Origin of the sequence: Streptomyces sp. NPDC091292 (genome assembly GCF_044757265.1) — a bacterium.
In the GTDB taxonomy this organism is placed as follows: Bacteria; Actinomycetota; Actinomycetes; order Streptomycetales; family Streptomycetaceae; genus Streptomyces.
This window is the reverse complement of sequence record NZ_JBIVUQ010000005.1, coordinates 24,349-42,267: the sequence shown is the minus strand read 5'-3', so window position 1 is coordinate 42,267 and position 17,919 is coordinate 24,349. Positions and strand designations below refer to the sequence as shown.

At 70.8% G+C, this 17,919-nt stretch carries 16 protein-coding genes; 9 read left to right on the top strand and 7 right to left on the bottom strand.

The window, feature by feature from the left end; genetic code table 11:
- Positions 1-105 precede the first annotated feature (105 nt).
- On the top strand, positions 106-963 hold the full coding sequence (locus ACIQNU_RS16600; RefSeq protein WP_401366501.1) for a sugar phosphate isomerase/epimerase family protein: 858 nt from the start codon (positions 106-108) through the stop codon (positions 961-963).
- 48 nt (positions 964-1,011) lie between these two features.
- On the opposite strand, the gene ACIQNU_RS16595 is transcribed toward ACIQNU_RS16600, so the two are convergent.
- Complete coding sequence (locus tag ACIQNU_RS16595) at positions 1,012-2,043, bottom strand: LacI family DNA-binding transcriptional regulator (RefSeq protein WP_401366499.1); 1,032 nt, start codon at positions 2,041-2,043, stop codon at positions 1,012-1,014.
- 167 nt (positions 2,044-2,210) lie between these two features.
- Between ACIQNU_RS16595 and ACIQNU_RS16590 the strand changes: the two genes are divergently transcribed.
- Complete coding sequence (locus ACIQNU_RS16590; protein ID WP_401366497.1) at positions 2,211-3,425, top strand: Gfo/Idh/MocA family protein; 1,215 nt, start codon at positions 2,211-2,213, stop codon at positions 3,423-3,425.
- Positions 3,426-3,459: 34 nt separating this feature from the next.
- On the opposite strand, the gene ACIQNU_RS16585 is transcribed toward ACIQNU_RS16590, so the two are convergent.
- A complete protein-coding gene (locus ACIQNU_RS16585; protein ID WP_401366495.1) occupies positions 3,460-4,494 on the bottom strand; it encodes a LacI family DNA-binding transcriptional regulator in 1,035 nt (344 codons plus the stop codon).
- A 109-nt stretch (positions 4,495-4,603) separates the two neighbouring features.
- On the opposite strand from ACIQNU_RS16585, the gene ACIQNU_RS16580 reads away from it, so the two are divergent.
- The 3 genes from ACIQNU_RS16580 to ACIQNU_RS16570 all read left to right on the top strand — a co-directional run bounded on the left by ACIQNU_RS16580 (position 4,604) and on the right by ACIQNU_RS16570 (position 7,714).
- Positions 4,604-5,782, top strand: coding sequence for a phytanoyl-CoA dioxygenase family protein (locus ACIQNU_RS16580; protein ID WP_401366493.1), 1,179 nt, complete (start codon positions 4,604-4,606; stop codon positions 5,780-5,782).
- A 71-nt stretch (positions 5,783-5,853) separates the two neighbouring features.
- Entirely contained in the window at positions 5,854-6,630 is a 777-nt protein-coding gene (locus ACIQNU_RS16575; protein ID WP_401367106.1) for an SDR family oxidoreductase, read from the top strand.
- Positions 6,631-6,709: 79 nt separating this feature from the next.
- Entirely contained in the window at positions 6,710-7,714 is a 1,005-nt protein-coding gene (locus ACIQNU_RS16570; protein WP_401366491.1) for a Gfo/Idh/MocA family oxidoreductase, read from the top strand.
- A gap of 88 nt (positions 7,715-7,802) precedes the next feature.
- Here the strand turns inward: ACIQNU_RS16570 and ACIQNU_RS16565 are convergent, their stop codons facing one another.
- Genes ACIQNU_RS16565 through ACIQNU_RS16545 form a run of 5 tightly spaced genes read right to left on the bottom strand, consistent with a single transcriptional unit; the run spans position 7,803 to position 12,797 of the window.
- Entirely contained in the window at positions 7,803-8,822 is a 1,020-nt protein-coding gene (locus ACIQNU_RS16565; RefSeq protein ID WP_401366490.1) for a Gfo/Idh/MocA family protein, read from the bottom strand.
- 26 nt (positions 8,823-8,848) lie between these two features.
- Positions 8,849-9,751 carry a sugar phosphate isomerase/epimerase family protein gene (locus ACIQNU_RS16560; RefSeq protein ID WP_401366488.1) on the bottom strand — a complete coding sequence of 301 codons (903 nt, stop codon included), beginning with the start codon at positions 9,749-9,751 and terminating at the stop codon, positions 8,849-8,851.
- The gene (locus ACIQNU_RS16555; protein ID WP_401366486.1) at positions 9,751-10,686 is read right to left on the bottom strand and encodes an ATP-binding cassette domain-containing protein; all 936 of its coding nucleotides are present in this window, start codon (positions 10,684-10,686) and stop codon (positions 9,751-9,753) included. Before ACIQNU_RS16555 ends, ACIQNU_RS16560 begins: the two co-directional genes overlap by 1 nt.
- A 9-nt stretch (positions 10,687-10,695) precedes the next feature.
- Positions 10,696-11,769: an ABC transporter permease gene (locus ACIQNU_RS16550; protein WP_401366484.1), complete on the bottom strand. Its 1,074-nt coding sequence runs from the start codon at positions 11,767-11,769 to the stop codon at positions 10,696-10,698.
- Between the two features lie 5 nt (positions 11,770-11,774).
- A complete protein-coding gene (locus ACIQNU_RS16545; RefSeq protein ID WP_401366483.1) occupies positions 11,775-12,797 on the bottom strand; it encodes a sugar ABC transporter substrate-binding protein in 1,023 nt (340 codons plus the stop codon).
- Positions 12,798-13,100: 303 nt separating this feature from the next.
- Here ACIQNU_RS16545 and iolC point away from each other — a divergent pair, with 303 nt between their 5' ends.
- From iolC to iolD, 4 genes are all read left to right on the top strand, one after another.
- Positions 13,101-14,057 (top strand): 5-dehydro-2-deoxygluconokinase, encoded by a 957-nt coding sequence (iolC, locus tag ACIQNU_RS16540; protein WP_401366481.1) that lies wholly within the window; start codon positions 13,101-13,103, stop codon positions 14,055-14,057.
- Positions 14,058-14,138: 81 nt separating this feature from the next.
- Entirely contained in the window at positions 14,139-15,017 is an 879-nt protein-coding gene (locus tag ACIQNU_RS16535) for a deoxyribose-phosphate aldolase (protein ID WP_401366479.1), read from the top strand.
- A gap of 97 nt (positions 15,018-15,114) precedes the next feature.
- A complete protein-coding gene (iolB, locus tag ACIQNU_RS16530) occupies positions 15,115-15,999 on the top strand; it encodes a 5-deoxy-glucuronate isomerase (RefSeq protein ID WP_401366477.1) in 885 nt (294 codons plus the stop codon).
- Positions 16,000-16,006: 7 nt separating this feature from the next.
- Entirely contained in the window at positions 16,007-17,881 is a 1,875-nt protein-coding gene (gene iolD / locus ACIQNU_RS16525; protein ID WP_401366475.1) for a 3D-(3,5/4)-trihydroxycyclohexane-1,2-dione acylhydrolase (decyclizing), read from the top strand.
- Positions 17,882-17,919: the final 38 nt, after the last annotated feature.

Below are 17,919 nucleotides of genomic sequence, written 5' to 3'. Positions count from 1 at the left end.
AAGGACTGAGGCCCGCCTCGGCCTCGAAGCATCAGGACCACCCAACTGCGGGGGCTCACCGGTCAGCGATGGCCCCCGCCCGACCGAGGGCATGTGACACGGTCCATGAGAATCGCACTCGACCCCTACATGATCCGCGATGTACCGCTGCTCGAACTGCCCTCTGCGGTGGCCGAGTTGGGCTATGAGTGGATCGAGCTGTCCCCCCGCGAGGACTTCATCCCCTTCTTCCGGCACCCGCGCGTGGACGACGGCACGGTCCGGCGGTTCCGCAAGGCGCTGGATTCGGCGGGCGTCGGCATCTCCTCTCTGCTGCCGCTGTTCCGCTGGTCGGGGCCCGACGAGGACGACCGGCAGGCCGCCATGAGGTACTGGAAGCGCTCCATCCAAATCGCCGCAGACCTCGGCGTCACCAGCATGATCTCGGAGTTCAACGGCCGGCCGGAGGCAGCCGAGCGCAGCGAGGCCCAGTTCTGGAAGTCGCTGGACGAACTGCTGCCTCTCTTCGACCGGGAAGGCATCCAACTCGTCCTCGAACCGCACCCGGACGACTTCATCGAGAACGGCCACGACGCGCTGCACTTGATCCGTGGCATCAACCACCCCCGGGTGTCGTTCCTCTACTGCGCCCCGCACACCTTCCACATCGGCGACGACGCACCGGGGATCATCTCGTCCGCGGGTGACCTGCTGACGCATGTGCATCTCGCGGACGCCTTCGACCACACGGCGTCGTCCGGCAACCGCTACATCCTCAACCCGCCCGGAACGCCCGCGCGTATCCATCAGCATCTGGACATCGGGCAGGGCGAGGTCGACTTCGACGAACTGTTCCGCGAGCTGAGGGCGAACAACTTCGACGGCACGCTCACGGCGTGTGTCTTCGCCTGGGAGGAGCGGGCCAGGGAGTCGTCCGTGTTCATGCGGGACAGGATCGGTGCGTATCTCGCGGCCTGGACGTAGTGCCCGAGGCGGGTGGCCTGGACGTAGCAGCCCCGAGGCGGCTGGTTCCTACCGCGGGGGCGGGGCCGTGGTGCGGCGGACTTCCAGGGTGGGTGTCGTCAGCCGCACCTCGGCCGGGCGGTCCGGGTCGGTGAAGCGGTCCAGGAGGCAGCGGGCGGCGCGCCTGCCGACCTCGTGGCCCGTGTTGTCGACGGTGGTCAGCCACAGGTGCCGCAGCCGGGAGATGCTGGTGTTGTCGTAGCCGATCACCGACAGGTCGCGTGGCACCCGCAGGCCGAGTTCGTCGGCGGCCGACAGGACACCGACGGATGCCATGTCGTTGACGGCGAAGACGGCGGTGGGGCGGCGGGCTCCGCTGAGCAGCCGGACGGTGGCGCGGTAGCCGTCCTCCTCGGTCATGTCGCTGGGCTCCACGAGCGCGCCGTCGGAGAGTCCGTGGGCGCGCATCGTGGCCTCGAAGCTCGCGCGGCGCAGCGCGCCGACCGCTCCGTGGCCCGCGATGTGCGCGATGGTGCGGTGGCCGAGTCCGATCAGGTGCTCGGTGGCCAGGCGCGCGCCGTGCTCGTCGTCGCCCGCGACGATGTCGACCCCGTGCAGCGCGGGTTCGCGGGTGCCCGCGACGACCACGGGGATCCGGGCGGCGGCCGTGCCGAGCGCGGCCGGGTCGGGCAGGGTGCCGACGGCGATCAGCCCGTCGACCTGGAGGTCGAGGAAGGGGCGGGTGAGGTCCTGGCCGATGCGGCGGTTGAGGCGGGCGTCGGCGAGCAGCATGTGCAGGCCGTTGTCGTGCAGCAGGGAGTTCAGGCCGTCGAGCAGGTCCACGAACCAGGGGTTGCGCAGGTCGTGGAGGATGACGCCGACCGTGCGGGTGCGCTGCTCGCTGAGGCTGCGCGCGGCGGCGTTCGGCCGGTAGCCGAGTTCGTCCATGGCCCTGAGCACGGCCTCGCGCTTCTCGGGCCGTACCTGGTCGGAGCCGCGCAGCACCAGCGACACCAGCGATTTGGACACACCGGCGCGCTCGGCGACCGTACGGATCGTCGGCCGGCCGTCGGGCTGCGTGCGCCCGTTCGTCTCAGTCATCGCTTGGACCGTTCCACATGGTGTCTCGCACTGTCGCAGAGACGTTTTGCCGGTGTCAAAGGTGTCGACTCACCGGCGTCAAAGGTTGTCGAGGGTGTTGACACCCGTCCGGCGCGCCACTCATGGTGGGCCGACTCATTTGGACCGGTCCAAGAAGGTGGTGGCTCATGGAGATCGAGGGCATCAAGGGCAGCGAGCGCAAGGGGTCCGACCGCGGGCCGATCGGTGTGGCGGTCGTCGGCTTCGGCTGGATGGGCCGCGTGCACACCCAGGCGTACGCCCGCGTGCTGCACCACTTCCCCGGGCTTGCCGTACGTCCCGAGCTGGTGACGGTCGCCGACGACGTGCCGGGCCGGGCCGACGAGGCCGCCGCGCGGTTCGGGTTCGCCGGTACCGCCCGTGACTGGCGCGAGGTCGCCGCGGACCCCCGGGTCCGGGCGGTGAGCATCACCGCGCCGAACTTCCTGCACCGCGAAATCGGTGTCGCGATGGCCGAGGCCGGCAAGCACATCTGGATCGAGAAGCCGGTCGGCCTCACCGCCGGGGACGCCCGCGCGGTCGCCGGGGCGGTCGCCGCTGCCGGGGTACAGGGCACGGTCGGCTTCAACTACCGCAACGCGCCCGCCGTCGAGGCCGCCCGCGAGCTGATCACGTCCGGCGAGATCGGCACGGTGACGCATGTCCGCGTCCGCCTCTTCAGCGACTACGCGGCCCATCCCGACTCCGCGCTGACCTGGCGGTACGAGCGTGGGCGCGGCGGCAGCGGGGTGCTGGGCGACCTCGCGTCGCACGGCGTGGACCTGGCCCGTTTCCTGCTCGGCGACATCGCGTCGCTGACCGCCGACACCGCGATCTTCCTGCCCGAGCGGGCCCGTCCCAGCGGGGCGACGGCCGGGCACGCGATGGCCACGGGCGGCGCGCCGGGCCCGGTGGAGAACGAGGACTACGTCTCCTGTCTGCTGCGTTTCACCTCCGGCGCCCGCGGTGTCCTGGAGGCGTGCCGGGTCTCGGTCGGCGAGCAGAACAACTACGGCTTCGAGGTGCACGGCACCAAGGGCGCGGTCCTGTGGGACTTCCGCCGTATGAACGAACTCGGCGTCAGCCGTGGCGGTTCCTACCAGGACCAGCCGGTCAGCACCCTCTACGTCGGCCCCGGCCACGGCGAGTACGCCGCCTTCCAGCCGGGCGCCGCGGTCAGCATGGGCTACGACGACCTCAAGGTCATCGAGGCGTACCGCTTCCTGCGCTCGATCGCGGACGGCACTCCGTACGGGACCACGCTCTCCGACGCCGTGCACAGCGCCGCCGCGCTCGACGCCATGTCCCGCTCGGCCGAGACGGGCGCCTGGGTCACGCCGGAGCCGGAGTCGACGGCGACGTGAGGGGGAAGGGGCGGTCGGCCCCAACGGCCGACCGTCACAAGGCTGTTGCCTGCGGCGGCATGTTGTACGGGGTGACCACCTGGATCGCGGACGGCAGGGTGGGCCCGGCGGGCGGCAGGGCGCCATGGGCGCGCATGACGATGCGGCACGCCTCGCGCATGTCCTGCCGCAGATCGTGATGGAGCACGGCGGACAGCCGGCCGGCGCGCAGCAGCCGGGTGTTGTCGTGGTCGAGGTCATGGGCGACGAAGACGGCGCACGCACGGCCCGCGTCCTCGAACGCCCGCAGCGTGGCGTCGTTGCCGCCGCCGATCGAATACACCGCCCTGATGTCCGGGTCGCGTTCCAGCGTCGCCCGGACAAGGTCGTACTGGGTGGTGTCCAGCCCGTCGCCCCCGGCGATCTCGACCAGGGCACGGTCCGGGTGCGCGGCCCGCATGGCGCTCCGGAAACCCATCTCGCGCTCCTCCTCACCCCGGAAGAAGCCGCTGCTGAGGCTCGTGAGCACATGGCCGGGCCGGTCCCCGAGCCACTGGCCCGTCAGGTACGCGGCGGTCGCCCCGGCGGCACGGTTGTCGAAACCGACGTAGGCGAGGCGCGTACTGGCGGGCAGATCGGTCACCAGTGTCACGACGGGTACGCCCGCGGCGGTCAGCCGGCCGACGGCCGCCGTGACGTCGGGGACGTCGGGTGCCTTGAGGATGACGCCCTGCGAGCCGCGCCGGGCGATCCGGTCGAGGGTCGCGATCAGCCGGTCCACCGGGCCGGTCTCACGGAAGTGGAACCGTGAGCGCACCACCGCGGGGTGCAGGGACGGCAGTTCGGCCTCCAGGGCGGCCCGTACGGCGGTGGAGAACCGCTCGGGCGCCTGCATCACGATGTCGACCATGAAGGTGCGGCCGACGAGCCGGACCTGGGTGCGCTGGCGATCCAGGTCCTCGATGGCCTGGCGCACCTCCCGCGCGGTGCTCTCACGCACCCCGCCCCGGCCGTTCAGGACCCGGTCGACGGTGGCCTCGCTGAGGCCCGCCTGACGTGCGATCTCCCGGAGGGGATAAGGGTGGCCCACGGGATCTCCTTGAGGGGTTTTTGATGGGTTCTTGCTGGTTGTACGAAGGGTTTGTCCTGACAAGAATGACACCATCCCACCGGCCGCTCCGTCAGCGAAAGAGACGACGATGTCCCTCACTCCCGTACGCCCCCGTGCCTGGCTGTCCGAGGACGACTGCGATCTGGACGCCTTCCGCGCGCTGGTCGAGCAGACGACCGACCCCGGTGACTTCCCGTACGCCGACGGCGTGGAGCGGAACGTCCTCGTCTACGACAGCGAACGGCTGCGGGCGGCCGTGGCCACCGGCGAGGGGCGGCGCGCGGTCCGTGCCGAGCTGGTACGCGCGTTCGCTGAAGGTCCCGGCATCGTGGTGTTCCGGCGCGCGTACGGGGACGCGGGTGTGGTCGACCGGGCGGGCGACGCGTTCGACGCGCTGATCGCCGAGCAGCGGGCGTCGGGCGTGGACGCCGGTGACCACTTCGCCGCGCCGGGCACGAACGACCGGGTGTGGAACGCGCTGGAGAAGATGGCCCGGCGCGCGCCCGAGGCGTTCGCCGACTACTACGCCAACGACATCGTCGCCCTCGTCTCGACGGCTTGGCTCGGCCCGGCGTACCAGATCACCTCGCAGATCAATGTGGTCAACCCGGGCGGTGCCGCGCAGACGGCGCACCGCGACTACCATCTCGGCTTCCTCCCGAACGACGTCGCCGCCGCCTACCCCGCGCACGTCCACCGCCTCTCGCCGGTGCTGACGCTCCAGGGCGCTGTGGCGCACTGCGACATGCCGGTCGAGTCGGGGCCGACGCTGTATCTGCCGCACTCGCAGAAGTACGAGCCCGGCTATCTGGCCTGGCGGCTCCCGGAGTTCCGGTCGTACTTCGAGGCCCACCACGTGCAACTGCCGCTGGCGAAGGGGGACGCGGCGTTCTTCAACCCCGCTCTCTTCCACGCCGCCGGAAGCAATCGCTCCGCCGACATCCGGCGCATGGCCAATCTGCTCCAGGTCTCCTCCGCGTTCGGCCGGGCGATGGAGACGGTGGACCGCGAGGCCGTGGTGAACGCCGTGTTCCCCGTACTCCTCCGGCGCAAGGCCCAAGGCGCGGGCCAGGAGTGGCTGGAGACCGTGGTCGCGGCCTGCGCCGAGGGCTATCCGTTCCCGACCAACCTCGACCTCGATCCCCCGGTCGACGGCCTGGCGCCGCCGTCTCAGGCGGATGTCGTGCGGCGCGCGGTGCGTGAGGAGTGGACGCCCGATGCGCTGCGTGAGGCGCTGCGGGCCGGTGCCGAACGCCGTACGAGCTGAACCGAGCTGACACGAGCCGGCGGAGACGCTGAAAGGGACCTGGATCCATGGGACTTCTGAGGGGACAACTGGTGGGACTTCTTGAGGACAAGGTCGTCCTGGTCAACGGCGGCAGCCAGGGCATCGGCGCGGCCGTCGCCCGCGCCGCCGTCCGCGAGGGCGCCGCCGTGGCCGTCACCGGGCGCCGCCCGGAACCCGGCGAGGCCCTGGTGGCCGAGCTGGCCGCCGCCGGCGCCAAGGCCATGTACATACGGGCGGACCTGGCGGACGCCGAGGAGGCGAAGGGCGCCGTGGCGCGGGTGGTCGCGGCGCACGGCCGGATCGACTGCCTGGTCAACGCGGCCGGGCTCACCTCGCGGGGCACCCTCCTCGACACGACACCCGAGCTGTTCGACGCGCATGTCGCGGTCAATCTCAAGGGCCCGTTCTTCGCCATGCAGGCCGCCGTCGCGGACATGGTCGCGCGCGGCGCGCCCGGCACGATCGTCAACGTCATCACCTCGTCGGCGCACGGCGGACAGCCCTTCCTCGCGCCGTACGTGGCCGCCAAGGCGGGGTTGGTGGGTCTGACGCGCAATGCCGCGCACGCGCACCGCTGGGACCGGGTCCGGATCAACGGGCTGAACATCGGCTGGACCGCGACGGAGGGCGAGGACGCCACGCAGCGCGCGTTCCACGGCGCGGGCGACGACTGGCGTGAACAGGCCGCCCGGCGGGTGCCGATGGGCAGGCTCGGACAGCCCGACGAGATCGCCGACTTCGTGGTCCTCCTCCTGTCGGACCGCAGCGGTGTGGTCACCGGTTCGGTCATCGACTGGGACCAGAACGTCCTCGGGGCACTCGACTGAACGCCGGCTCGACTGAGCACCGGTCGGCAACCGATGTCCCGGCAACAACAGATCCAGCAGAAATGGGAGCCACTGCATCATGCGTATCGGCATCATGGGCCTCGGCCGTATCGGCGCGTTCCACGCGGAGACCCTTTCCGGGCTCGACGCGGTTGATTCCCTTGTCGTCGCCGACCCGTTCGCGGACGCGGCGAAGGCCGCCGGCGAGCGGTTCGGCGCGGAGGTGGCCGACTCGCCGGAGGCCGTGCTGAGGTCCGGTGTGGACGGCGTGGTGATCGCCGCCGCGACCGACGCGCACCCTCGGCTCGTCCTGGCCGCCGTGGCGGCGGGGGTCCCGGTCTTCTGCGAGAAACCGGTCGCCCGGACCATGAGCGAGGGCGTCGCGGTGCTCGAAGCCGTCGCAGGCAGCGGCGTCGAGATCCAGATCGGCTACAACCGGCGCTTCGACGCCGGGTTCGTCGCCGCTCGCGCCGCCGTGCTCGCCGGCGAACTCGGCGCGCTGCACACCGTACGGTCGACCACGCTCGACCCGGCCCCTCCCCCGCCCGCGTACATCGCGGCCTCCGGCGGCATCTTCCGCGACTGCGCGGTCCACGACTTCGACATCGTCCGCTGGGTGACGGGCCGTGAGGTCGTGGAGGTGTACGCGGCGGGCGGCAACCGGGGCGCCGACTTCATCGCGGCTGCGGGCGACGCGGACACGGTCTCCTCGGTCCTCACGCTGGACGACGGCACGCTGGCCGTGGTCTCCAACAGCCGCCACAACGCGCGCGGTCACGACGTACGGCTGGAGTTGCACGGCTTCCTGGACAGTGTCGCCGTCGGCTGGGAGGACCGGCTGCCGATGCGCTCGGTCGAGCCGGGCGTGTCCTTCCCCGGAGGCACCCCGTACGACTTCTTCATGGACCGGTTCGCCGCCGCCTATCGCGCCGAACTGACCGCGTTCACCGAGGTCGTCGCCGGTCGGCGGACCTCTCCGTGCACGGTCGCCGACGCGCTGGAGGCGGGCTGGATCGCGGAGGCGTGCGCGCTGTCCCTGCGGGAGCACCGTCCGGTACGGATCGACGAAGTGCGGGCCGCCTGAGCCGGGTTGCCGCCATCGAATGCCCACGGGGCGGGAGCCGAGGTCGTTCCTCGCTCCCGCCCCGTTCGTTCCGGCTGCCGCCCGTTCGTCAGCGGTAGAGGGCCGGCCGGTCGATCATGTCGACCTCGACGCGGCGGCCCTCCGTGAGGGAGCGGACGCCCGCCTCGCTCACGGCGGTCGCCGCGTAGCCGTCCCAGCAGCTCGGCCCGGTGACCTCGCCGCGCCGGGTGGCGTCCACCCACGCCTGGATCTCGCGGTCGTAGGCGTCCTCGAAGCGCTCCACGAAGTCCGGCGCGACGGTGCCGCCCCAGCGCCCGTCCGCCTCGGTGACCAGGGCGTGTTCGTCGCCGATGCGGGCGGTGCCGCGTTCGCAGACTGCCTCCGCCTTGACCTGGTAGCCGAAGCCGCAGTTCACGAAGATCTCGACGTCGACCAGGGCGCCGCCGTCGGTCTCCATGACGACGAACTGAGGGTCCTGGAGGCCGTCGGGGGCGTTCCCCGAGGGCCGTGGCCGCAGCACGGTGATGGCGGTGATCTCCTGGTCGAGGAGCCAGCGGGTCACGTCCATCTCGTGGACGACGGAGTCGCTGATGAGCATGGAGCCGGTGAAGAAGGAGGGGGATGCCGCGTTGCGGTGCCGGTTGTGGAGCATCAGCGGGCGGCCCAGCCGTCCGCTGTCGAGGAGCGCCTTGAGCCGCGCGTACTCGCTGTCGTAGCGCCGCATGAATCCGACCTGGACCCGCCGGTGGCCGAGCCGCTGTTCGGCTTCGAGGACCCGCAGGGCGGAGGCCGCGTCGGGCGTGAGCGGCTTCTCGCACAGCACCGGCAGGTCGTGGGTGAAGGCCGTGAGCAGGGCCGCCTCGTGGGCGGGTCCGGGTGAGGCGATGAGGACGGCGTCGACGTCGTCGGCTGCCATGGCCGCGGCGGCGTCGGTGTAGGCGGTGCAGCCGTCGATGCCGTCGGCGAGCCCCTTGGCGCGCTCGGCGTCGATGTCCACGACGGCCGTCACGCGCGCTCCGCTGATCACCTCGGTGATGCGGCGGACGTGGTCGGCGCCCATGCGCCCGGTACCGACGACGGCTACGCCGAGCGTTCCACGCTGAGTCATGGTGGTGGGTGGTCCCTTCGAGTGGTTCAGGCGCCGCAGGAGCGGAGGAACTGGCGGGTGCGTACGGCGATCGGCAGCGGCTTGTCCGGCGGGCAGGGGTACATGTCCTGCTCGACGATGGCGAACAGGTCGACGCCGAGGCGCTGCGCGGCGGTCAGGACGGGTCCCAAATCGGGCACGCCGGTGGGGGGTTCGCACATCACGCCGCGCTGCACGGCGGGTCCGAAGGGCACTTCGTTGGCCCGGACGTCGGCGAGGATGTCCGGGTCGACCTGCTTGAGGTGCAGATAGCCGATGCGTTCGCCGTAGGTCTCGATGAGCTTGACGCTGTCGCCACCGCAGTAGGCGTAGTGCCCGGTGTCGAGGCACAGGTTGACCAGGTCGGAGTCGGTCGAGTCGAGGAAGCGCTCGACGTGTGCCTCGGTGTCGATGTGGGTGTCGGCGTGCGGGTGGACGACGATGTCGAGGCCGTAGACCTCCTTGACCTCGTGGCCGAGGCGTTCCATGCCCTTGGTGAGGTGGGCCCACTGTTCGCCGGTCAGCTCCGGCGGTTCGATGATCTCCGCGGTCTTGTCGTCGCGCCAGAAGGAGGGGATCACCACAAGATGCTTCGCACCCATCGCCTGCGTGAGGGAGGCGACCTGGCCGACGTGCTCCCAGGTGGCGTCCCAGACGGCGGGGCCGCGGTGCAGCGAGGTGAAGACCGTACCGGCCGAGACCTTGAGGCTCCGCTTGTCGACCTCGTCGGTGAGGCGGGCCGGGTCGGACGGGAGATAGCCGTACGGGCCCAGCTCGATCCACTCGTAGCCCGCGCCGGAGACCTCGTCGAGGAACCTCTCCCACGGCACCTGCTGGGGATCGTCCGGGAACCACACGCCCCAGGAGTCGGGCGCGGAGCCGACGCGGATACGGTGCAGGGCGGTGGTCATCAGGGGTTCCCTTCGGTTGCCGTGGCAGAGGTACGGGTGTCGGTCGCCGCGGCGGAGGTGAGGAGGTCGGACGCCTCGGGCAGCCTGTCGACGTCGACGCCGCGGACCTGCGCCAACTCGTGCTTGAGCGCGGCGAGTTCGGCGCCGCCCGCCATGTGGTTGGTCAGCTCTTCGAGGCTCACCTCGCTGCGGTCGGCACTCAGGTCCAGGGTGCCGAGGCGCAGCACGCCGAAGTGGTCGCCGACCATGAAGGCGTGGTGGGGATTGTGGGTGATGAAGATGACTCCCAGGCCACGGTCGCGGGCGGCGGCGATGTACTTCAGCACCACTCCGGACTGCTTGACGCCGAGCGCCGCGGTCGGCTCGTCCAGGATGAGGACGCGGGCGCCGAAGTAGACGGCGCGGGCGATGGCCACGGACTGGCGCTGGCCGCCGGAGAGGGTGCCGATGGGCTGGTCGAGGTCGTCCAGGACGATGCCCATGGCGCTCAGTTCCTCGTCGGCAGTCCGTTTCATCCGTGCGATGTCGAGGCGCCGCAGCGGCCAGGGGCCGCGGGTCATCTCGGAGCCGAGGAAGAAGTTCCGCCACACCGGCATCAGGGGCACGGTGGCGAGGTCCTGGTAGACGGTGGCGATACCCCGGTCGAGAGCTTCGCGCGGGGTGGCGAAGTGCGTCGGCTCGCCGTCGACGAGGAAGTCGCCCTCGGTGTGCCGGTGCAGCCCGGAGACGATTTTGATGAGGGTGGACTTGCCGGCACCGTTGTCGCCGAGTACGCAGGTCACCCGGCCGGGCCGGACGGTCAGGTCGACCCCGTGCAGGGCGCGGACGTTGCCGTACGACTTGCCGACCCCGCGGAGTTCGACGACGGGTGTGCCGTCCTCGGGGGCGGTCTCCTCGACGGGCACCGCGCTGGGCGAGGATCCGTTGGTTGTCATGGGATCAGATCACCTCCGGGTCGCCTGGCGGCGGACCCACAGATTGACGAGGGCGGCAAGGAGCAGCATCACGCCGAGGAACGCCTTGAACCAGTCGGGGTTCCAGTTGGCGTAGACGATGCCCTGCGAGACCATGCCGAAGATGAAGGCGCCGATGACGGGTCCGATCGCGGAGCCGTAGCCGCCGGTGAGCAGGCAGCCGCCGATGACCGCGGCGATGATGTACAGGAACTCGTTGCCCACGCCTTCGCCGGACTGCACGGTGTTGAACGAGAACAGCAGGTGCATACCGACGAACCAGGCGCCGGCGCCGACGCCCATGAACAGGGCGATCTTGGTGAAGTCGACGGGCACGCCGACGGCGCGGGCGCTCTCCTTGTTGCCGCCGACCGCGAAGATCCAGTTGCCGATCTTGGTGCGCAGCAGCAGCCAGGTGGCCGCCGCCGCGAAGATCAGCCAGTAGAAGATGGTGATCTTGAAGTTGACGCCGCCGATGCCGATCTCGGAGGCGAAGACCTTCTTGGCCTGGTCGAAGCCGTCCATGTCGCTGATCGAGTCGCTGGCCACATTGCCGGTGAAGATCTTGGTGACGGCCAGGTTGGCGCCCTGGAGGACCAGGAAGGAGCCGAGTGTGATGAGGAAGCTGGGCAGTCCCGTCCAGACGAGCAGCCAGCCGTTGAACGCGCCGACGGCGAGCGAGGCGACCAGTGCGACGAGGACGCCGGTCCACACATTGGTCGAGAGCTGGAAGCTGAGGATGCCGGCGGTGAGCGCCGATGTGGTGACGGCGACACCGGCGGACAGGTCGAACTCCCCGCCGATCATCAGCAGGGCCACGGGTATCGCCATGATGCCCATGACCGACGCCTGGTAGAGCACGGTGGCCAGGGAGCCGGCGTCGCGGAAGGCGGGGGCCACGGCGAAGAAGAACGCGTAGACGCCGACGGCGGCGATGAGGGCGCCGATCTCCGGGCGGGCGAGCAGCCGGCGCGCCAGGGACCGGTCGGCGGTCCGGCCGTCCTTCGGGGAGGCCGGCGAGGCCGGCGGCGAGGTACTCGCCGCCGGTGCCGTTGCTTGGGTCATCCGGGTCACCTGGTGCCCTTCGCGGCGAACTTGGCGATGGTGTCGACATTGGACTTGTCGACGAACGCCGGTCCGGTCAGCACCGGAGCCACACCGCCGCCGCTGAAGTTGCCGTTGGTCTTGTAGAGCCACAGGGAGTCGACCGAGAGATAGCCCTGGAGGTAGGGCTGCTGGTCGACGGCGAACTGGATGCTGCCGTCCTTGACGGCGTTGACGAGGTCCTTGTTGAGGTCGAAGGTGGCGACCTTGGCCTTGCTGCCCGCGTCGGCGACCGACTGCACGGAGGTCAGCGCGAAGGGGGCGCCGAGGGTGACGACGTAGTCGATGGAGCTGTCCTGCTTGAGCTTGGCGGTGATCGTCGACTTCACGGACGGCATGTCGGCGCCGGTGACGTAGAGGTTGTCGGTGGTGCCCTTGAAGGTCTTCTTCACACCGGCACAGCGGGCCTCCAGGGCGACATGGCCCTGCTCCTGGATCACGCAGATGTTGTGCTTGGCGCCCAGTTCGTTGAGCTTGTCGCCCAACGCCTCACCGGCGACGCTCTCGTCCTGGCCGAAGTATTCGAGTATCCCCTGCTTCTTCCAGTCGTCGACGCCGCCGTTGAAGGCGACGATGGGTATGCCCGCCTGCTTCGCCTTGGCGACGACGTCCTTCATCGCGTCCGGCTTGGCGAGGGTGACCGCGATGCCGTCGACCTTCTGGTCGATCGCGTTCTGGACCAGGTTGGCCTGGTTGGCCGCGTTGGGGTCGGAGGAGTAGACCAGCTTGGCGTTGTCCTTGGCCGCGGCGGCCTCGGCGCCCTTGCGGATGGTGTCCCAGAAGGTGTCACCGGGAGCCGCGTGGGTGACCATCGCGATGGTCATACGGGGCGTACCGGCCTTCCCGGCGGATGCGCCGGACCCGTCCTCCTCCTGCGCCTTCTTGCCGCCGGAGCTGCTGGAGCAGCCGGCGACGAGCAGCATCGACGCTGCGGCCACCGCGACGAGCGGGACGAGTCTGCGGGAGCGGGGGTGAAGCGTGCGGTCCATCTTTCCAGCACCTCACTGTGGGACGGAGGGAAAGGGAGCAAGTTGAGTCCGGGCACCGGGCCCGGAAAAAGCCCGGACCGGAGCCCAGGTCATGTGCCGGTGACGCGGCTGTTGTGTTGGGACGGGATACAAGTCCCCGTTGCACCCGCCTGTCAATAGTTTGTTAAGACATCATTTCACAAGCAGGTACGAATGTCAGTACAAACTATTGACATGAGGTGGGCAAGGGCCCTACACCTGAGACACCGCATCAGGCCCCATTGGCCCCGGGGTGCCCGTATCCCCGTACGAGGAGCGACGCGCATGCCTGAGACCCCTGACACCTTCGACCTGATCACCATGGGACGCCTCGGTGTCGACCTCTACCCGCTGCAAACGGGAGTTCCGCTGGCCCAGGTCGAGTCGTTCGGGAAGTTCCTCGGCGGATCCGCGGCGAACGTCGCGGTGGCCGCCGCCCGGCTGGGCCGCTCCACGGCGCTGATCTCCCGGACCGGCGACGACCCGTTCGGCAGCTATCTGCACCAGGCGCTCAAGGAGTTCGGCGTCGACGACCGCTTCGTCACCCCTGTCGCCGCCTACCCCACGCCGGTCACGTTCTGCGAGATCTTCCCGCCGGACGACTTCCCGCTGTACTTCTACCGGCGCCCCAAGGCACCCGACCTGGAAATCCACACCGCCGAGCTGGACTTCTTCGCCATCCGCGCCGCACGCGTCTTCTGGATCACCGGCACCGGGCTGAGCGAGGAGCCCAGCCGCTCCGCCACGCTCGCGGCGCTCAAGGCGCGCGCCAAGTCGGGCACCACCGTCTTCGACCTGGACTGGCGCCCGATGTTCTGGCAGGACCCCGACACCGCGCGCCCGTTCTACGCCGAGGCGCTGCGGCACAGCACCGTGGCCGTAGGCAATCTCGACGAGTGCGAGATCGCCACCGGCGTACGGGAACCCCACGCCTGCGCCGAGGCCCTGCTGGAAGCGGGCGTGGAACTGGCCGTCGTCAAGCAGGGCCCCAAGGGAGTGCTGGCCGTGCACCGCGACGGCACGCGCGCGGAGGTGCCGCCGGTGCCGGTGGAGGTCGTCAACGGCCTCGGCGCGGGCGACGCGTTCGGCGGCACGCTCTGCCACGGGCTGCTCTCCGGCTGGGGTCTTGAGCGGACCATGCGCCACGCGAACGCGGCCGGCGCCCTGGTCGCGTCGCGTCTCGCCTGCTCCGCCGCGATGCCCACCGTCTCCGAGGTCGAGGACCTCGTCGCCCGCGGCTGACCGACACGGCCGACCGAAACGGCCGACCGACATGGCTGACCGACGCGGCCGACCGACGCCACACCCCGAACGGAGCTTCCCTTGACCATCAGCATCCCCGACCTCGTCTCGGTGCGCGCCCGGCACCCGGAGGCCATCGCCGAAGCGGCCCACCGCCGCGCCCGCCGCCCGCTGATCGGCGACAGCGGGCGTCTCATGATCGTGGCGGCCGACCATCCGGCGCGCGGTGCCCTCGGCGTGGGCGATCAGCGGCTCGCCATGGCCAACCGCGCCGACCTCCTCGAACGCCTCTGCACGGCGCTGTCGCGGCCCGGTGTGGACGGCGTGCTGGCCACCGCCGACATCCTGGAGGACCTGCTGCTCCTCGGGGTGCTGGAGCACAAGGTCGTGATGGGGTCGATGAACCGCGGTGGCCTCGCGGGCGCGTCCTTCGAGATGGACGACCGCTTCACCGGGCACCGCGCCGAGGACATCGAACGGCTCCGCTTCGACGCGGGCAAGCTGCTGCTGCGCATCGACTACGAGGACCGGGGCTCCCTGGACACCCTCCAGTCCGCGGCCCGCGCGATCGACGCCATGGCCGCGCGGAAACTGCCGCTGTTCGTCGAGCCGTTCCTGTCGCGCCGCGTCGACGGCGCCGTCCGCAACGATCTGAGCGCCGACGGCGTCACCCGTTCCATCGCCATAGCCTCCGGCCTCGCGGGCACCTCCGCGTACACCTGGCTGAAGCTGCCGGTCACGGAGGACCCCGACGACATGGCCGAGGTCCTGGAGACCTCGACCCTGCCCACCGTGCTGCTCGGCGGCGAGGTCGGCCGGGACCAGGACGGCGCCTACGAGCGGTGGCGCAAGGCACTACGGCTGCCCACCGTGCAGGGTCTGGTCGTGGGCCGCTCGCTGCTGTACCCCGCCGAAGGCACCGTGGAGGCCGCCGTGGACACGGCGGTCGGTCTGCTCTGAGCCGGGTAGGCATGCACCGACCCCGCACGTCGAACATGTCGAACACGTAGAGCATGTAGAGCATGTAGAGCATGTAGAGCATCTGGAGAAGGGCATCATGACGACCACTCACCACCTGCCCGCGGGAAAGGCGGCAGCCGGCCCCTACGCCCTGGACGTCTCCCCCGAGTCGGCCGGCTGGGGCTACTCCAGCCTGCGCGTCCTCGAACTGCCCGCCGGGGGCCTGCACCCCTTCGACACGGGCGACAGCGAGTGGATCGTGCTGCCGCTGTCGGGTTCCTGCACGGTCGCCGCCGACGGAGAGACCTTCCACCTCGCCGGGCGCGAGAGCGTCTTCAGCGGGGTCAGCGACTTCGCGTACGTACCCCGGGACGCCCACGTCTCCCTCTCCTCGCCCGGCGGCGGACGCTTCGCGCTCACCGGCGCCCGCTGCACCGAACGGCTGCCCGCCCGCTACGGACCCGCCTCGGGCGTCCCCGTGGAGCTGCGCGGCACCGGCAACTGCTCGCGTCAGGTGAACAACTTCGGCGCCGCCGGGGTCTTCGCGTGCGACAAGCTCATCGCCGTCGAGGTGATCACACCGGGCGGCAACTGGTCCTCGTTCCCGCCGCACAAGCACGACGAGCACCGGCCCGGTGAGGAGTCCGAGCTGGAGGAGATCTACTACTTCGAGTTCGCCGACCACGAGGGCACTCCCGGCCTGGGCTACCAGCGGGTCTCCCCCTCCGGCCACGGCCGGGGCACGGACGTCCTGGCCGAGGTGCGGGGCGGCGACGCGGTGCTCATCCCGGACGGCTGGCACGGCCCTTCGATGGCGGTACCCGGCCACGACATGTACTACCTGAATGTGATGGCGGGTCCCGGTGCCGAGCGCTCCTGGCTGATCTGCGACCACCCCGGACACGCCTGGATCCGCGACACCTGGCCGGACCAGCCGGTCGACCCCCGACTCCCGCGCTACACCGCCCCGTCGTCCCAGTGAGGTCCCGATGAGCCAGTCAACGCACCGTCTGACCGTCGCCCAGGCGCTGGTGCGCTTCCTGTCCGCGCAGTACAGCGAGCGCGACGGCGTACGGCACCGGCTGATCGCCGGCACCTGGGGCATCTTCGGCCACGGAAATGTCGCCGGCATCGGGCAGGCGCTGCTTGAGGCCGGCGAGGAGGCCATGCCGTTCCACCAGGGCCGCAACGAGCAGGCGATGGTGCACGCGGCCGTCGGCTACGCCCGGCAACTCAACCGCCTCTCCGCACAGGCCGTCACCACCTCCATCGGGCCCGGCGCCACCAATCTGGTCACCGGCGCCGCACTGGCCACCGTCAACCGGCTCCCCGTACTACTCCTGCCCGGCGACTACTTCGCGACCCGCGCCGCCGACCCGCTGCTCCAGCAGCTGGAGCACCCGGTCGAGGCAGACGTGTCGGTCAACGACTCGCTGCGCCCGGTCTCCCGCTACTTCGACCGGATCACCCGCCCGGAGACGCTCATCCCGTCCGCGCTGCACGCGATGCGGGTCCTCACCGACCCGGCCGAGACCGGCGCCGTCACGCTCGCGCTGCCGCAGGACGTCCAGGCGGAGGCGTACGACTGGCCGGAGGAGTTCTTCGCCGAGCGCGTCTGGCGGGTGCGGCGGGCCGCCCCCGATCCGCGTGAACTCGCCGACGCGGCGGCGGCGATCCGGGCCGCCCGGCGCCCGCTGATCGTCGCGGGCGGCGGGGTCCATCACAGCGAGGCCGAGGACGCGCTCAAGGCGCTGGTGGACGCCACCGGCATCCCCGTGGCCTCGACGCAGGCGGGCAAGGGTTCGCTGCGCCACGACCACCCTGCCGACCTCGGCGGCATCGGCCACACCGGCACCGCCGTCAGCGACGACCTCGCCCGCACCGCCGACCTCGTCATCGGGATCGGCACCCGCTACACCGACTTCACCACCGCGTCCGGCACGCTGTTCCAGCGCCCAGAGGTGCGGTTCGTGAATCTCAACATCGCCGCTGTCGACGCGCACAAGCTCGCCGCGCACCCGCTGCTGGCCGACGCCCGGACGGGCCTGGAGGCCCTGACCGGCGCGCTGGCCGGGCACCGGGTGGACGCGGCGTACGAGGCCGAGTACCGCGCGGGCAAAGAGCGCTGGGAGCGGATCGTGGACGCCGCCTACCGCGCGGACGACGACAGCGCGACGCCCACCCAGACCCAGCTGCTCGGCGCCCTGGACGCCGTCGTGGGCGACACCGACGTCGTCATCAACGCGGCCGGTTCGCTCCCCGGCGACCTGCACAAACTGTGGCGGGCCCGCTCACCGCGCCAGTACCACCTGGAGTACGGCTACTCCTGCATGGGCTACGAGATCCCGGCGGGCATCGGAGTCCAGCAGGCCGCCCCCGGCACACCCGTCTGGTCGCTCGTCGGCGACGGCACGTATCTGATGATGCCGACCGAGATCGTCACCGCCGTCCAGGAAGGGCTGCCCGTCAATCTGGTCCTGATCCAGAACCACGGATACGCCTCCATCGGCGGTCTCTCCGAGTCGGTCGGCGCCGAGCGCTTCGGCACCGCCTACCGCTACCGCGCGCCGGACGGCACCTTCACCGGAGCACCGCTGCCGGTGGACCTCGCCGCCAACGCCGCCAGCCTCGGCATGGACGTCATCCGCGCCAAGACCGTGCGCGACCTGCGTGACGCGCTCACCACGGCACGCGCGTCGGACCGGCCGACGTGTGTGTACGTCGAGACCGACCCGGCGCCGACCGCCCCCGCCGCGGAGGCGTGGTGGGACGTGCCGGTCGCCGAAGTGGCGTCCCGCGAAGCCGCCGTGGACGCCCGCACGGCGTACGACCGCCAGGTCACCGACCGCCGCCGACACCTCTGACTCACCGGTCCGACTCACCGGCTCAGCAGCCACTCCCT

Bases quoted from the DNA above. Each gene is read 5' to 3' on its own strand.
- ACIQNU_RS16600 (WP_401366501.1), top strand. From the start codon at position 106: ATGAGAATCGCACTCGACCCCTACATGATCCGCGATGTACCGCTGCTC.
- ACIQNU_RS16595 (WP_401366499.1), bottom strand. From the start codon at position 2,043: ATGACTGAGACGAACGGGCGCACGCAGCCCGACGGCCGGCCGACGATC.
- ACIQNU_RS16590 (WP_401366497.1), top strand. From the start codon at position 2,211: ATGGAGATCGAGGGCATCAAGGGCAGCGAGCGCAAGGGGTCCGACCGC.
- ACIQNU_RS16580 (WP_401366493.1), top strand. From the start codon at position 4,604: ATGTCCCTCACTCCCGTACGCCCCCGTGCCTGGCTGTCCGAGGACGAC.
- ACIQNU_RS16570 (WP_401366491.1), top strand. From the start codon at position 6,710: ATGCGTATCGGCATCATGGGCCTCGGCCGTATCGGCGCGTTCCACGCG.
- ACIQNU_RS16565 (WP_401366490.1), bottom strand. From the start codon at position 8,822: ATGACTCAGCGTGGAACGCTCGGCGTAGCCGTCGTCGGTACCGGGCGC.
- ACIQNU_RS16560 (WP_401366488.1), bottom strand. From the start codon at position 9,751: ATGACCACCGCCCTGCACCGTATCCGCGTCGGCTCCGCGCCCGACTCC.
- ACIQNU_RS16555 (WP_401366486.1), bottom strand. From the start codon at position 10,686: ATGACAACCAACGGATCCTCGCCCAGCGCGGTGCCCGTCGAGGAGACC.
- ACIQNU_RS16550 (WP_401366484.1), bottom strand. From the start codon at position 11,769: ATGACCCAAGCAACGGCACCGGCGGCGAGTACCTCGCCGCCGGCCTCG.
- ACIQNU_RS16545 (WP_401366483.1), bottom strand. From the start codon at position 12,797: ATGGACCGCACGCTTCACCCCCGCTCCCGCAGACTCGTCCCGCTCGTC.
- iolC (WP_401366481.1), top strand. From the start codon at position 13,101: ATGCCTGAGACCCCTGACACCTTCGACCTGATCACCATGGGACGCCTC.
- iolB (WP_401366477.1), top strand. From the start codon at position 15,115: ATGACGACCACTCACCACCTGCCCGCGGGAAAGGCGGCAGCCGGCCCC.
- iolD (WP_401366475.1), top strand. From the start codon at position 16,007: ATGAGCCAGTCAACGCACCGTCTGACCGTCGCCCAGGCGCTGGTGCGC.